The sequence below is a fragment of the Paralcaligenes ureilyticus genome, assembly GCF_004346225.1.
Taxonomy (GTDB): Bacteria; Pseudomonadota; Gammaproteobacteria; order Burkholderiales; family Burkholderiaceae_B; genus Paralcaligenes; species Paralcaligenes ureilyticus.
Window position 1 is genome coordinate 73,708 of record NZ_SMAJ01000009.1, and the last position, 14,805, is coordinate 88,512.

Here is a 14,805-nt window from a genome sequence, read left to right on the forward strand (position 1 = left end):
GGCCGGCCCTTAGGCTAAGGTGCCGACCGATTTCTCTAATATGGCCCACGCGGAATCACCGAATTTTTTCTTCCATTCGGCGTAGAAGCCGGCCTGGCGCAATTCGTCGCGGATGGGGGCCGTGTTGGGGGTATTGAATACCATGTGTTCGCCGGTAAGCTTTTTCTGCAGCTCGTCGTTCAAACCGGCGACATCGGCGCGCTCTTTAAGGCCGGCTTCGTTGATGTGTTTGGCAACGATGGCCTGGATGTCTTTGGGCAGACGATTCCAGGCGTCGTGGTTGCCCAGGAACCAGAAGCCATCCCACATATGGTTGGTGAGGGAGCAGTATTTTTGTACTTCGTAGAGTTTGGCGGTTTGGATGATGGCCAGGGGATTTTCCTGGGCGTCGACCACCTTGGTTTGCAGCGCTGAATACACCTCATTGAAGTTAATGCTGGTAGGCGCGGATTTCAGGGCCTTGAACATGGATGTCCATAACGGACTGACCGGCACGCGGATTTTCAGGTCGCGGAAATCGGCCGCCGAGTTGATGGGCCTGTTGCTGGTCGTGACTTCGCGAAAGCCGTTATCCCAGATGTTCTGCATGACCACGAGGCCGCTCTTTTCGATTTCTCCGCGTATGTAGGCGCCCAGATCGCCATCCATTGCTTTCCAGACCGTGTCGTAATTGGGGAAGGCAAAGCCGATTCCGCTGATGGCGGCCGCCGGCACCAGGGTCGACAGGATCAGCCCCGAAAGCGTAAAGAATTCCACCGCGCCCGAGCGCAACTGGTTCAGGGTTTCGGTATCGGAGCCTAGCTGGCTGCTGGGGAAAATTTGCAGTTTGAAGCGGCCTTTGGTTTCTTCTTCGATTTTCTTGGCCATTTCCTTGGCCCGTACGTTCATGGGGTGTGTAACAGGCAGATTGTTGGCGTATTTGTAGCGGAAGGTTGTCGCAGCCAGTACGCTTTGAAGTGGCGCGGCAATCATGGCGGCGCCTGCGCCGGCGGTGGTCAGCATGAACGAACGGCGATTCAATTTCATTTGTTTGTCTCCTTGGACCCTGGTCTGGTCCGTTGATAGATGGGGGGTTATCGGTATCTTCCGGTATTTCGGCGTGACAGGCCACTCGGGCAAGCACTAACAACCAAGTTATTGTATAACTCAATTCTACGTTATGGAACCCATATAATTAAATTTCTTTAAAAATCGTTGACAATCATTGGCTGTTACGTAGAATTATCGAAGTAGAAGTCAGTCCTCCGGTTTATAGGTCCACTATATGGAACAAACAAAAAGCCCGTCCCCGCCGCGGCAGGCTTCGGGCGCCCAGGCCATTCACCGCGCCATCAAGGTGTTGCGCTGTATTGCCCGCAGCAGCAACGAAGGGGTCGGTTTGTCTGCGCTGACCAAACAGGCCGGGTTGATCAAATCCACCACGCACCGGCTTACGACCGCACTGATTGCGGAAGGGTTGGTCGAACAAGACAACAAAACCCGGCGCTATTACCTGGGGGCGGGGTGCCACGCTCTGGGTTTGATCGCGTCCGCCCGGTTCGGTTTGCATAAGGTGGCCGCCAAGCATGTTTCCCGGCTGGCGCAGGAAACCGGCGACACGGCGTTTTTCTCGATTCGGCAAGATACCAATGCCGTTTGCGTGCTTCGGGAAGAGGGCGACTACCCCTTGAAGTCGCATGCGCTGCTGGCCGGAGATCGCCACCCGCTGGGCGTGGGGGCGGGCAGCCAGGCCATGCTGGCCGCGCTCTCCGATGCCGAGGTGGATTACTGCATACAGCACAATATTGAATACATTATGGCCACCTACCCCAAATTCAGCCGCGCCCTCATGGTGCGGCTGGTCGAGGAGGCGCGCGCCAAAGGCTATGCGGTCAATCCCGGGTTGATCCTGGCGGGCTCTCTGGGCATCGGCGTGGCGTTGCGCAACGGCCAGGGCGAGGTTATTGGCGCTTTGAGTATTGCGACGGTCGAGGGCCGGCTGGGGCCCGATCGGGAAGCCGAACTGTACAAATTGCTTAGACGAGAAGCCGATAAGCTTGAACAATCGCTGGCGGTAAACCGCTAGTTTTCAGGCGTGCCGCTTCATCAATCATTCATGCCGTAGGCAACAAGGAGATTTTCATGACAAACAAGGCCGTCATCGTCGGGTGGTCGCACATCCCGTTTGGCAAGCTTATTGAACCCGACACCGAGGCTCTGATGGCCCGGGTGTCGGGCGCAGCGCTGGATCACGCCGGCATCACGGCCAAAGAGGTCGATGGCATTTATGTTGGGGTAATGAACAACGGTTTTCAAAAGCAAGACTTCCAGGGCGCCCTGGTCGCGTTGGCCGATCCGGATCTGGCGCACGTACCGGCGACCCGGCTTGAAAATGCCTGTGCGACGGGCTCTGCCGCCTTGTATGCCGCGATGGACTTCATCGAGGCAGGGCGCGGACATGTGGCGCTGGTGATAGGCGCCGAAAAAATGACCAGCCGGCCAAACCCGGAGATTGGCGATATCTTGTTGAATGCCAGCTATCGCAAGGAAGAGGCCGGCATCCAGGGGGGCTTTGCGGGTTTGTTCGGCCAGATTGCGCAAAACTATTTTGATCGCTATGGCGACAAAAGCCGCGAGCTTGCCATGATTGCAGCCAAAAACCATCATAACGGTGTAAGCAACCCTTATGCGCAAATCCGCAAGGATCTGGGTTTTGATTTTTGCAACGATGTTTCCGAAAAAAATCCCTACGTGGCGCAGCCCTTGCGGCGCACCGATTGTTCGCTGATTTCCGATGGCGCGGCGGCCATTGTCGTAGCCGATGAAGAGTTCGCCGCCCATTTGCAGCGCGCCATCCGGTTCAAGGCGCGTCAGCAAGTCAATGATATTTTGCCGCTTAGCCGGCGTGACCCGATTGCGTTCGAAGGCGCCGCGCGTGCCTGGCGCCAGGCGCTTGCGGCCTCTCATCTTTCGCTCGACGACCTGGACCTGGTCGAAACGCACGACTGCTTTACGATTGCGGAGCTCATCGAATACGAAGCGATGGGCCTGGCGGCCAGGGGCGAGGGCTACAAGGTTGTGCAGGAAGGGATCACTCGCAAAGACGGGCGCTTGCCGGTCAACCCGTCGGGCGGACTCAAATCGAAAGGGCATCCGGTCGGAGCCACCGGCGTGTCCATGCATGTCATGGCCTGCATGCAACTGACCAATACGGCGGGCGACATGCAGATTCCCGATGCCCGGCTGGCCGGTGTGTTCAATATGGGCGGTGCGGCCGTGGCCAACTATGTCAGCATCCTGGAGCGCGTTAAATGACGCAAGACGTACACGATCCGGTGGGCGGTGTGCGCCCCATGTCGCGACGGGTCATGAATCTGGCCACCTTTGCCAGCCAGACGGCGAGCCGGCTGGCGGATCGGCCCGCGCTGGTGTGCGACGAAGCCGTCACCACCTGGGGCGAACTGGAACAGCGCGTTCAGGCATTGGCGCAGGTGTTTCAGGACAAGGGTTTGCAAAAGGGCGATCGCATTTTGATCCATTCGTCCAACTGCCGCGAATTGCTCGAAGCCATGCTGGCCACCTTTCGCATCGGTGCGGTATGGGTGCCGACCAATTTCCGCATTACACCCGGCGATGTTTCGTATCTGGCGCAAAGCGCGGGCGTTTCGGCGTTTATCTGTCACGCCGATTTTCCGCAGCATGCCGACATTGCCCGCGACATAGTGGGTTTGAAGTTGTTTGCGCGGATCGGCACGGCATCGTTTGCGCCGGAATCGATCGATGATCTGGTCGCGGCGAAACTGGCCGAAAAACCATTGCGGCGGCAGCCCGCCGAGCGGGTCGATTACGACGATCCCTGCTGGTTCTTTTTCACCTCGGGCACGACTGGCAAGCCGAAAGCGGCGGTCCTCACCCACGGGCAAATGGCCTTTGTGATCACCAATCATATTTGCGACCTGATGCCTGGCCTGGGTGCCGACGATGCCAGCCTGGTGGTGGCGCCTTTGTCGCATGGCGCCGGGGTGCATTTTCTGGCTCAGGTGGCGCGCGGGGCTGCGACCGTACTTTCTGTTCAACCGAAATTCTCGCCCGAAACCGCGTGGCGCTGGGTGGAGAAATATCGGATCAGCAATTTTTTTACGGTGCCCACCATTCTGAACATGCTGGTCGCCCACGAAAGCGTCAACCGTTACGATCACTCTACGCTCCGGCACATTATTTATGCGGGTGCCCCCATGTATCGGGCCGATCAGAAGCGTGCGCTCGCCTGCCTGGGCCAGGTCCTGGTTCAGTATTACGGCCTGGGCGAAGTGACGGGCAATATCACCGTACTGCCGGCGGGCGAGCACTTCGCCGATGATGAACAAATGATCCGGTCGGGATCTTGCGGATTTGCGCGCACGGGTATGCAGGTGTCGATTCAGGATGCCGACGGCCGTTTGCTGGACGCCCATCAATCCGGCGAGATATGTGTGTGCGGCCCGGCCGTATTCGCCGGCTATTACAACAACCCCGAGGCCAATCGCAAGGCCTTTCGCGACGGGTGGTTTCGCACCGGCGACCTGGGGCATATGGACGAGCAAGGCTATGTTTACATTACCGGGCGCGAGTCCGATATGTATATTTCGGGCGGATCCAATATCTATCCGCGCGAGATAGAAGAAAAGGTGCTTACGCACGAGGCCATCAAGGAAGTGTGCGTGTTGGGGGTGCCCGATCCGAAGTGGGGCGAGGTGGGCGTGATGGTCTGCGTGCTGAAGGAAAATGCGCAATGGGACGCGGCGGCATTCCAGGCCTGGGTGCAGGCGAATATCGCGCGCTACAAGCAGCCCCGGCAGATAGTGATCTGGCCCGAGCTGCCCAAATCCGGGTATGGCAAGATCACCAAGAAGCTGGTTTATCAGGAGCTGCTGAACCGCGGCGCGCTGTCCGCGCCGTGATGGATTCGTGTGGGCGGTGCCGTCTGATTGCAAACGGTTTTGCCACCCACAAGGGGTGGCGCTACAGATACGGAAGGTGTGGTTATAAACCGGTGAATCATGTAGCGGCACCCCTTGTGGGTGCCATCGATGGAGAATGAAAGGACAGACATGACGATCGAAGCAGAACGCGTCCAGTTGCTGAAGCATGCAGGGCCGGTTTCGCCGGTCCGCCGCGATGTGCTGGCTGGCCGCGATCAAAAGACGTATCGGATCCCCTTGTGCCGCGGTGAAACGCTGTACGCGTCGGTGGTGCATTCATTGAAGGCGCTGAAGATCAAGACCGCCGCGTTAAGCATCAAGACGCTCAGGCTGGACAGCTTGCGTTATTGCATGACGCGGGAGGGAACCGGGGATGAGCCGCTCGCGGCCTATTCGCCGCCCCGCACGCTGTCGGAGCCGTCGTTGCTGATTGGATCAGGGGCCACTGTCGGAGCCGACCAGCAAGGCGGCTATTTCATACATTGCCACGGTTTTGTGGTGACGCCGGCCGGCGACATGATCGGAGGCCATTTTCTGACCGAGGACTGTCTTATCGGCGAAGACGGCGTGGCCTACCTGCATGCGCTCGATTTCCTGAATCTTGTGATCGGCGTCGACCCGGAAGTCAAAACGACGGTATTCCAGCCCACTTATCGCGAGGCACATCATGCACCTGATTGAACAAGGACATACCGGTCGGATTTTCTATCTGCGCATTCATCCGAACGAAGATCTGGTGCAGAGTCTGGAAAAGGCGTTCATGGATGCGGGCCTGACACGCGCGCTGGTGCGCGGCGGGCTGGGCAGTCTGGCGCATGGCTGCGTGGCCGTGGGGCCGGGCAAGCAAGAGGATATGCCAGGCCCGGCAGTTGAAATCCTTCATCTGAGCGGCGAGATTTCCTCTGAGGCCGGCCGGAATCCGCGGGCCCGCCTCACGGGGGCGGTGCTGGATACGTTTGGAGCCATCCACGCGGGGGAATTCGTCACGGGCCGCAACCCTGCCTGCATGACGATCGAAGTGGTCATGGAAGAGTGGGTGGTGGAACAGTCTTTTGAATATTAAGCGGGCGACCCGCAATCTCAGTTAATGAATAGGCGAAAAACGATGAGTAAAGTATCTGGTGTGGTGGTGGTGACGGGCGGTGCGTCCGGGATTGGCCTGGCTCTGGTCGGTGGGCTGCTGGCAGACGGCTGGAAGGTGCTGGTCATGGATCTGCTGCCGGAGCGTGTGGCGGCGGTTGAAAAGGAATTCCAGTCGCCGGACCCGTCGCGGATTCGCGGTGTGGCGGTGAATGTGACCGACGAAGCGGCGGTGGCGGCGGCGATCGACCGGTGCGAAGCCGAGTTCGGCCCGGTTGCCGGCCTGGTCAATTCGGCCGGGATTGCCGCGGTGGTCCCTTTTTTGCAAACCGAAGCGACGGCCTTTCGAAAAATTCTCGACGTCAATGTGATCGGTTCATTTATCGTCGCCAAAGCCGTATCGCTCAAAATGAAGCAGCGCGGCACAGGCGCGATCGTGAACATCTCTTCCGTGTCGGGAGGGCGTGGCAGCTACGGCCGCACGGCTTATGGGGCCTCCAAGGGCGCAATCATTACCATGACCCGGGTCATGGCCAATGAACTGGCCGAGTTCGGCATACGCGTCAATGCGATCGCGCCCGGCCCTATCGATACGCCGATGGTCAAAGCGATGCACACCCAGGAGGCGCGCGGGCAGTGGAACGCGGCGGTTCCCATGCATCGCTACGGCGCGCCCGAAGAGCTATGCGGCACCGCCAACTGGCTGCTCGACAGTACGAAATCCAGCTACGTAACCGGCCAGATCATTGCCGTAGACGGCGGCTACGATAGTTCAGGCCTGATAAGCCATCACGCGGCTTAGGCGGCGGGTTTTTTTACGAGGTAAAGAATGGCAGCCACAAGGGCTGCCGCTACAAGCGATGGGCGATTTTTGTAGCGGCAGCCCTTGTGGCTGCCACACGCATCACCCTATTTCATTTTCTTGCCGGATTTTTTCTCATCAGACTTCTTCTTTTCAGACTTTTTCCCGTCGGGTTTTTTCGACCCCGGCTTTTTCCCCTCGGCTCCTTTCGATTTGGCTTTTTTCGGCAGCGCCAGCATGGTGCCGCGGCAGGTTTTGGCACCGCACAGGCAGCGATATTCCCGGCGCAGCTTCCGGGTGATTTTTTCGTCCATGACCAAGCCGTAGTCATAGAACAACTCGTCGCCTGATGCGATATCGCGCAAGGCAACGATATATACATGCTTGCCTTTGGCGCTTTCCTGGGCTTCGCAGTTGGGGGCGCAGGAGTGATTGATCCAGCGCGCGTCGTTGCCGTGGTCGCCGCCGTCGATGACTTTGCCCGAGCTGATGGCAAAGAAGAACGTGTGGAAGGGATCGTCGGGATTGACCGGATGCAAGGCGTCGGCCCGTTCAGGGCTGATGCGTTTGCCGGCGTATTCAATAATGCGGGTTCCGGCCTTGATGTTTCGCGCGGCGAAGACGCCGGTGCCATGCAGGGTGGATTGTCTGACGGTGTGCCAGGGCACGGGGGAATCGGTCATAAGATGGCTTTACAGGATTGTTCCATTTCCAGTCAATCGCGAACGCGAAAGCGAAGCGCAGGTGTAGCGGCAGCCCTTGTGGTTGCCATCGATACGGCCAAGCGGACAAGTAAAGCGGGCACCGTGCACGGCTGATTAAAAGTGGAATAACAGGGTAGTGAATAATACGCGACAATAGCGTATCTTATTTGTGATTATTCGGCCATCTCGTGAATATTTCTACTGAAGCACTCAGCCGCACCGGCGCGCAAGTTCTGTTGCAGACCCTGATCGACCACGGCGTCGATACCATTTTTGGTTATCCGGGGGGGGCTGTGCTGCCCCTGTATGATGCGCTCTATTCCGAGCCCCGCATTCATCACGTGCTGGTGCGCCACGAGCAGGCGGCCATGCATGCGGCCGAGGGTTATGCGCGCTCTACCGGCCGTCCCGGCGTGGTCCTGGTCACCTCCGGGCCCGGCATGGCCAACACCACGTCAGGGTTGCTCGATGCCTTGTGCGATTCCATTCCGGTCTTGTGCATTAGCGGTCAGGTAGCCACCGGCGCAATCGGCACCGACGCATTCCAGGAGTGCGACGCCGTGGGCATTTCGCGCCCCGTCACGAAATGGAATGCGCAGATCCGGCGCAGCGAAGACGTGGCCGCCATTGTCGCCAAGGCCTATCGCTTGACGACGCAGGGCCGGCCCGGCCCAGTATTGCTCGATTTCCCCAAAGACATCCAGATTGGCCCAGTGCCTGCCGACTTTACTCAAAGCGAAAGCGCTAATCCGTCTGTTGGCCTCGAGGCGGCGAGCCCGGTGGCTGAAGCCGCCGTCAAACGGGCGGCGGCCTTGATTGCCAATGCCCGGCGGCCGGTATTCTATGGCGGCGGCGGCTTGGTGAATTCGGGCATAGACGCATGCCAGGTCTTTGCAAGCCTGGTACAGGAAGTGGGTGCGCCGTGCACCCTGACGCTGATGGGACTGGGCGCCTTCCCGGCCGACGATCCCCTCTTTGTCGGCATGCTGGGCATGCATGGCACGCTGGAGGCCAACCTGGCCATGCATCATGCCGATTTGATTGTTTGCGTGGGTGCGCGCTTCGACGACCGGATTACCGGCCGCCTGTCGGATTTCTGTCCGCACGCCAGCAAAATCCACATCGATATTGATCCCGCTTCGATCAACAAGGTGGTGCGCGCCGACGTGGCGATGGTGGGCGATTGCTATCCGCTGCTGCGCGCCTTGCGCAAAGAGCTGGGGCAGGCCGATCTGCCCGCTGGCCGCCTTGATGCCTGGTGGCAGCGCATAGGCGTGTGGCGTGCGCGGGATTGCCTGAAGGTCGTGCCGTCGACCGAGCATATTTTGCCGCAGCACCTGATGCAGCGGATCGACCATGCCTTGACCGGCACCGATGCCATCATCTCTACCGACGTGGGCCAGCATCAGATGTGGGCCGCGCAATATATCAAGTTCAATCGTCCCAATCGCTGGCTGACCTCGGGCGGCGCGGGAACCATGGGGTATGGCGTGCCGGCTGCCTTCGGCGCCCAGATCGCGCATCCCGACAAACTGGTTGTCTGCGTAAGCGGCGATGCCTCGGTGCTGATGAATATCCAGGAGTTGGCCAGCGCCATCCAGCATCAAACGCCGATCAAGGTCGTGCTATGCAATAACGGACACATGGGGATGGTGCGTCAGTGGCAGGAATTGATACATGAAGGCCGCTATAGCCATAGCTACAACGCCTCGCTGCCCGATTTCGTGGCCCTGGCCAAAGCCTTTGGCTGGGGGGCGGCGCGTGTCGAGGACCCGGCGCAGCTGGACGCCGCCCTGGCGCAATGCCTGGCCTACCCGGGCCCCTTCTTTCTGGATGTGGTGGTGCTGGCGCAGGAAAACTGCTTCCCCATGATGCCCGCCGGTTGCGGCCATCAGCAGGTCATGCTGTCGGAAGACACCTGGTATGTGGAAGATTGAGGGGTGCGTGATTGGGGATTGAGGCGCGCGTGATGTAGCGCCAGCCCTGTAGCGCCACCCCTTGTGGGTGGCATGTGCGCCATTGAAGAGGCGGTATCTTGCATGGATGACAGGCACAAGGCCTGTCGCTACACTCAAAACGGCGGATCATCCTCCGCCGCGGCGCTGGAGCCCTCCGTTTGCGCAACGGTCTTTTTCGCGGTGGTTTTGCCGGCGGTTTTCCGGGCACCTGTCTTAGCCGTTTTCGCCGCCGTTTTCCGGGTTGTTTTGGTGGCTTTCCCGGCCGTTTTCTTCACCGCTGTTTTGGTGGCGGCCTTTTTTCCGTTTGCTGTGCCGGCCTTGGCCTGATCGGTGTCGCTGACAGTATCGCCAGCCGCTTTCGTCGCCCGTTTCGTCCCGGCCTTGCCGGCCGTTTTTGCGGCTGGCTTGGTTGCCGTCTTGGCCGCTGTTTTGCGGCCCGGCTTTTCGGCTCGGGGCTCGAATTCGAAACCGATTTTGCCGCTGTCCTGTTTGACCAGGAAGGCCTTGAATTTACGGTTGGTGCGGCTGGAAACAAAGCCGGCGAGCAAATCTGTTTTGCCTTCGGTGAGCAACTTCCGGATCTGCTCTGGGGAAATTTCCTGTTGCAGAATCATTTTTCCGGACCGGAAGTCGCAGCTTTTCTCTGGTCCCACCGACTTCTCGCACACGTAGTTCATTCCATGCTCGTAGACATGGTTGCCGCATTTGGGGCACGCCCCTAATGAGCTTTGAGCCGAAAAGTCGACGGGTTCGCTGTCCTTTTCGTCGTTTTGGCCGAAATCGAACTCGAGTTTATATTCGTCGGTAATCCGCAAAAGAGCGGCGAATGGCCGGCCCATTTTGCTGATGAATCCGGGCAGGGGGCCCAATGTGCGTTTGCTAAGCAGTTCTTCGACTTCGGCGATTTCGAAGGTGCGTCCGCCCGGGTGCTTGCCGATAGAGAAGTCGCAACTGGTGCAGGCGTAGCGGCGGTAATTTTCTTTAACGACGGCGCCGCATTTGGGGCAGGGTGTGGAAAGCGTGGCGTAATCGCCGGGCACGGTATCGCGCTCGTATTCTTTGGCGCGTTTGACAATAACCTGTGTCATTTGCGCGATTTCGCGCATGAAGGCTTCGCGGTCGAGCTCGCGGTGTTCGATTTGCTTAAGGCGGTGCTCCCATTCACCTGTCAGTTCGGGAGAGGTCAGTTCGTTGACACCCAGGCCCGATAGCAGGGTCATGAGCTGGCGCGTTTTGGCGCTGGCGATCAGGTCGCGTCCTTCGCGGCGCAAATAGCCTTCGTTCAACAAGCCCTCGATGATGGCGGCCCGCGTGGCCGGGGTGCCCAGTCCGCGCTCGGACATGGCTTCGCGCAGCGCTTCGTCGTCGACCAGCTTGCCCGCCCCTTCCATGGCCGACAGCAAAGTAGCTTCGTTATAGTGCGCAGGCGGTTTGGTGACCAGTTCTTTGGCTTCGATTTCGTCGGTCTTGACGGTTTCGCCTTGAGCGACAGCGATCAGATTGGCTTCGTCGCCTTGTGCTTCGCGGCCGTAAATGGCCAGCCAGCCCGGCTTGACGAGCACCTTGCCCTCGGTTTTGAAATGGTGCCCCGAGACTTGGGTGATGCGTGTTGTAAGGTGAAACTCGGCCGCCGGGAAAAACACCGCCAGAAAGCGCCGGGTAATGAGTTCGTAGATTTTGCCCTCGGCGTCGCTCAGGTCGCGCGGGATCTGCAGTGTAGGAATAATGGCGAAGTGATCCGACACCTTTTTGCTGTCGAAGATCCGCCGATTGAGTTTGACCCATTCATTCTTGCATACGGTGGAGGCAAAGGGCCGCACACTGGCCGCCGCGGCGGAGCCACCTTCGGACAGTGCCTGCATGGTTTGCCTGACGGTTTGCAGATAATCGTCGGGCAGGTAGCGCGAATCGGTACGGGGATAGGTCAGCGCCTTATGGCGTTCGTATAGCGTTTGAGCGAGCGACAACGTGGTTTTGGCCGAGAAGCCAAAACGCGAATTGGCTTCTCGCTGCAATGAGGTCAGGTCAAACAGTGCGGGCGACAACTGCGTCGACGGTTTGGATTCTTCGCTGACCCGCCCCGGCTGGTCGCGGCAAGCCGCGACGATAGTGCGGGCCGCCGTCTGCGACCATAGCCGCGCATCGCGCTGCTCGGGGTCGGTTTCGTCTTTGGCGAATTTGGGGTCGAACCAGCGTCCGGTATAAAACCCCGCCGCCGCAACAAAAGTGGCATGAACTTCCCAATAGGCGCGCGGCACGAATGCGCGGATACGATCTTCGCGCTCGGCGACAATGGCCAAGGTGGGCGTTTGGACGCGACCCACAGGGGTTTTGAAGAACCCGCCGTCTTTGCTATTGAAGGCGGTCATGGCCCGCGTACCATTGATGCCGACCAGCCAGTCGGCCTCGGCGCGTGATCGGGCCGCCGCTTCCAGAGGCTTTAAATCCTCGTCGTCGCGCAAGTTGGCGAAGGCTTCACGAATGGCCGACTGCGTCATGGAACGCAGCCACAGACGCTGTATGGGCTTCTTGACGCCCGAATATTGCACAATGTAGCGGAAAATCAGCTCACCCTCACGCCCTGCGTCGCAGGCGTTGATGACGGCGTGCACGTCTTTGCGCTTGAGCAGCCTGACCAGCAGCTTGAGCCGTTCGGCCGATCTTTTATCGGTCGGCCCAAGCTCGAACTGGGGCGGAATCACCGGCAGATGGGCAAAACTCCATTTGCCGCGCACCGGATCATTGGGCGCGACCAGGCTCAGCAGATGGCCCACACTGGAGGAGAGTACGAATTGCTCGCTTTCAAAATAGTCGCCGTCCCGGGTAAATCCTCCCAGGGCGCGGGATATATCTAGGGCAACCGACGGCTTTTCGGCAATAATCAGCGTTTTGTTCATGAATTTCCAGTGACTTCATTTCGGCGGTCGTAGCGCGGATGATACGAGCGGAGAATCGCACTATGCAAGTCCAGGGTCATCAAAAAATCCAATCCTTTGCCCCAAATTGGGCGGAATTCTTCCGAAAAACGGCGTTTTCGCTCGGCTCATTATGGCTCGCGAGCGCCGCAATTTGCTGGGTTGCGGCCAATTGGCCGCACGCGACGGCTTTTCAGAAGTTAGCCGGCGCGCAAGCATGTTTGGCGGTGATCGTGCTGATAGCGTGGCTGATCGAGCGGCGGTCCCTCAAGCATAAAGACCAGAATTTTTCCGTTCCGGCCCATTTAATGGGCTTGGGCGGTGTGCTAGTGGGCGCTTTATTGGCGCTTGTAGGTCAAATATATCAGACAGGCGCCGATGCCTGGGAGCTGTTCGCGTGGTGGTCTGTTCTTGTGCTTCCATGGCTGATTGTAGTGCGAACGGTATTTTTGGGCCTGCTCTGGGCTTTGATCCTGAATGCGGGCGTGGTTTTGCATGCCGGTTTGACGGGGGTCGCGTGGTTTGCGGGCATCGATATTTATTTGCAAACCTGCCTGAGCCTGGCGGTGTTGAATGGTGTACTACTGTGGTGCTGGGAATGGTGGATCGAGCAATTTGATGACCGCTGGCGTATTGGCCCGCGAGTGCTGTGCGCAACGTTGCTGGGTTGGCTGATCGTTGCGCAACTGATGTATTTCGATTTCCCCGGTTCGGCCGGCAAGTATCGCTTGCAGTGGCTGATCTTGCTTGGCCTGGGAGCCGCCGGCGTGCTTTACAGGATCTATACCTGTAGGCGCCGCGACCCGGCCATGGTCAGTCTGGCCGGTCTGGCCGCATTCATGATGGTGGCCATCGATGTACTAACGGTTTTGCCCTATAGCGTGCCGGGATTGTCAGCGATGGTCGTCGTGTTGATGGTATTGGGCACCCTCCTGTTACGTCGATTGCGCGCCCAGCTTGCGGTCAAAAGCCCGGGAGATCAGCCGCCCTCGGAGGGTGATGTTGTGCGCGAACCCTGGTTTATTGGCGCATTCCGGATAGTCGTCATGTGGGTGATTGCGGGTTTGATCATTGCCCTGCTGGCCATCGGCCTGGATCTGGATATGGGCCAGTTTGCGCTGGCCGGAGTCGTGTTGTGCGGCGCGGGCCTGCTGATATTGCGGGCCCGCCCGGCGGGAGCCGTACACGAGGCTGCGGCGGCCCTGGCCGCGGCAGGGCTGTTGCTGGGCAGCCTGGGCTGGTACGGATCGTTGTCATCGGGAATGCTCGCGCTGGTGGTACTGGCGATGGGAATCGTGGTGTATAGCCTGGGTGCCAACTCTATCCTTCGATTTTTTGCGGCAATTCTGGTGTTATGGGCCGACCTGATCCTGACCTGGCCCCACTGGTATCGGGTGCTCGATCTGGATATGGTCGGCCCATTGTCAACCCAGTGGTCAACCCAGGCTGCCTATATCCCTGTGTATTGGCGTCTTTTCCTGCTGTTCGCAGCCGCCCTGGGGGCTTTTTATGCCGCCGCGCAGGACAGGAGGCGCGATATCTGGTCGCCTTTGGCGTGGGCGTTGGCCCTGACCGCGCAAGGCCTGGCTTGTGTGACCCCTTTTGCGGGCATCGGGGTGGCTCTGGTGTGGATGATCGTAGGGTTTGCGCTGGGGCGGCGCAGCCTGCTGGGGTTTGGCGTGCTTGGCCTGTTGGCGAGTTTGTGGCGATTTTATTATTTCCTGGATATCGGCCTGGCGGACAAGGCGATGTGGCTGGCCGCCAGCGGCGCCTTGTCGATAGGGCTATGGGTGTTGTTGCGCTCGCGCCGCCCGCCGGCGCGCACCGCTCCATCCCTGGCGAGGCCGCCGACATGGCGCCAGGTGGGTGTACTGGGTGGCCTTCTGGTCGTTCTTCTGGCGGTCAATGGCGGCATTTACCTGCGTGAGCAAATACTGCGCTCGGGGCAGCGCGTGGTGCTGGCACTGACGCCCGCCGATCCCCGTTCCCTGATTCAGGGCGACTATATGGCGCTTGACTTCGCCGTGGCTCGCCCACTGCTGCGTTTGATTGACGCCTCTGACGAGGGGCGGCAGATTCGCCGCGCGGGTGGCGGCTATTTGGTTTTGCAGCCCGATGCACAAGGAGTCGATCAGTTGCAGGCCGTACAGCTTGCGGCTGGCCGCGGCAAAGGGATATTGCTTGAATTCCGCTTGCGCGATGCCGGTGTGCGCATTGTCACCAACGCGTACTTTTTTCCGGAAGGCCAGAGGCGGCGATACGAGCATGCCAAATACGGAGAGTTCCGTGTGGCCGCCAACGGTGTTGGACTGTTGACCCATTTACTGGACGCTGACCTCAAACCTTTGTAGATTGTTGCCTTCGTGGCACCCCGTAGCGGCACCCCTTGTGGGTGCCATCACCACA

Annotated in this window: 11 protein-coding genes; 8 read left to right on the top strand and 3 right to left on the bottom strand. The window is 59.3% G+C overall.

What is annotated here, in order from left to right:
* Positions 1–9: 9 nt before the first annotated feature.
* Entirely contained in the window at positions 10–1,026 is a 1,017-nt protein-coding gene (locus EDC26_RS12715; RefSeq protein ID WP_132583153.1) for a TRAP transporter substrate-binding protein, read from the bottom strand.
* A 238-nt stretch (positions 1,027–1,264) separates the two neighbouring features.
* Between EDC26_RS12715 and EDC26_RS12720 the strand changes: the two genes are divergently transcribed.
* The 6 genes from EDC26_RS12720 to EDC26_RS12745 all read left to right on the top strand — a co-directional run bounded on the left by EDC26_RS12720 (position 1,265) and on the right by EDC26_RS12745 (position 6,822).
* Complete coding sequence (locus EDC26_RS12720) at positions 1,265–2,065, top strand: IclR family transcriptional regulator (protein WP_132583155.1); 801 nt, start codon at positions 1,265–1,267, stop codon at positions 2,063–2,065.
* 56 nt (positions 2,066–2,121) lie between these two features.
* On the top strand, positions 2,122–3,294 hold the full coding sequence (locus EDC26_RS12725; protein WP_132583157.1) for an acetyl-CoA acetyltransferase: 1,173 nt from the start codon (positions 2,122–2,124) through the stop codon (positions 3,292–3,294).
* Positions 3,291–4,919, top strand: coding sequence for an acyl-CoA synthetase (locus tag EDC26_RS12730; protein WP_132583159.1), 1,629 nt, complete (start codon positions 3,291–3,293; stop codon positions 4,917–4,919). The genes EDC26_RS12725 and EDC26_RS12730 overlap by 4 nt, the downstream gene beginning before the upstream one ends.
* Before the next feature lie 150 nt (positions 4,920–5,069).
* Positions 5,070–5,621: a PPC domain-containing DNA-binding protein gene (locus EDC26_RS12735; RefSeq protein WP_132583161.1), complete on the top strand. Its 552-nt coding sequence runs from the start codon at positions 5,070–5,072 to the stop codon at positions 5,619–5,621.
* Positions 5,608–6,003: a PCC domain-containing protein gene (locus EDC26_RS12740; RefSeq protein WP_132583163.1), complete on the top strand. Its 396-nt coding sequence runs from the start codon at positions 5,608–5,610 to the stop codon at positions 6,001–6,003. Before EDC26_RS12735 ends, EDC26_RS12740 begins: the two co-directional genes overlap by 14 nt.
* Positions 6,004–6,045: 42 nt before the next feature.
* A complete protein-coding gene (locus EDC26_RS12745; protein ID WP_132583165.1) occupies positions 6,046–6,822 on the top strand; it encodes an SDR family NAD(P)-dependent oxidoreductase in 777 nt (258 codons plus the stop codon).
* Positions 6,823–6,929: 107 nt separating this feature from the next.
* Here the strand turns inward: EDC26_RS12745 and EDC26_RS12750 are convergent, their stop codons facing one another.
* The gene (locus EDC26_RS12750; RefSeq protein WP_132583167.1) at positions 6,930–7,505 is read right to left on the bottom strand and encodes an SET domain-containing protein; all 576 of its coding nucleotides are present in this window, start codon (positions 7,503–7,505) and stop codon (positions 6,930–6,932) included.
* Between the two features lie 209 nt (positions 7,506–7,714).
* On the opposite strand from EDC26_RS12750, the gene ilvB reads away from it, so the two are divergent.
* The gene (gene ilvB / locus EDC26_RS12755) at positions 7,715–9,463 is read left to right on the top strand and encodes a biosynthetic-type acetolactate synthase large subunit (RefSeq protein WP_132583169.1); all 1,749 of its coding nucleotides are present in this window, start codon (positions 7,715–7,717) and stop codon (positions 9,461–9,463) included.
* Positions 9,464–9,597: 134 nt separating this feature from the next.
* On the opposite strand, the gene EDC26_RS12760 is transcribed toward ilvB, so the two are convergent.
* Entirely contained in the window at positions 9,598–12,381 is a 2,784-nt protein-coding gene (locus EDC26_RS12760; RefSeq protein WP_132583171.1) for a DNA topoisomerase III, read from the bottom strand.
* A 62-nt stretch (positions 12,382–12,443) separates the two neighbouring features.
* Between EDC26_RS12760 and EDC26_RS12765 the strand changes: the two genes are divergently transcribed.
* Positions 12,444–14,750, top strand: a complete 2,307-nt coding sequence (locus tag EDC26_RS12765) for a GDYXXLXY domain-containing protein (RefSeq protein ID WP_165931026.1) — start codon at positions 12,444–12,446, stop codon at positions 14,748–14,750.
* The last annotated feature ends 55 nt before the right edge of the window (positions 14,751–14,805 follow it).

Coding starts and splice junctions, on each gene's coding strand:
- EDC26_RS12715 (WP_132583153.1), bottom strand. CDS start 1,026: ATGAAATTGAATCGCCGTTCGTTCATGCTGACCACCGCCGGCGCAGGC.
- EDC26_RS12720 (WP_132583155.1), top strand. CDS start 1,265: ATGGAACAAACAAAAAGCCCGTCCCCGCCGCGGCAGGCTTCGGGCGCC.
- EDC26_RS12725 (WP_132583157.1), top strand. CDS start 2,122: ATGACAAACAAGGCCGTCATCGTCGGGTGGTCGCACATCCCGTTTGGC.
- EDC26_RS12730 (WP_132583159.1), top strand. CDS start 3,291: ATGACGCAAGACGTACACGATCCGGTGGGCGGTGTGCGCCCCATGTCG.
- EDC26_RS12735 (WP_132583161.1), top strand. CDS start 5,070: ATGACGATCGAAGCAGAACGCGTCCAGTTGCTGAAGCATGCAGGGCCG.
- EDC26_RS12740 (WP_132583163.1), top strand. CDS start 5,608: ATGCACCTGATTGAACAAGGACATACCGGTCGGATTTTCTATCTGCGC.
- EDC26_RS12745 (WP_132583165.1), top strand. CDS start 6,046: ATGAGTAAAGTATCTGGTGTGGTGGTGGTGACGGGCGGTGCGTCCGGG.
- EDC26_RS12750 (WP_132583167.1), bottom strand. CDS start 7,505: ATGACCGATTCCCCCGTGCCCTGGCACACCGTCAGACAATCCACCCTG.
- EDC26_RS12760 (WP_132583171.1), bottom strand. CDS start 12,381: ATGAACAAAACGCTGATTATTGCCGAAAAGCCGTCGGTTGCCCTAGAT.
- EDC26_RS12765 (WP_165931026.1), top strand. CDS start 12,444: ATGCAAGTCCAGGGTCATCAAAAAATCCAATCCTTTGCCCCAAATTGG.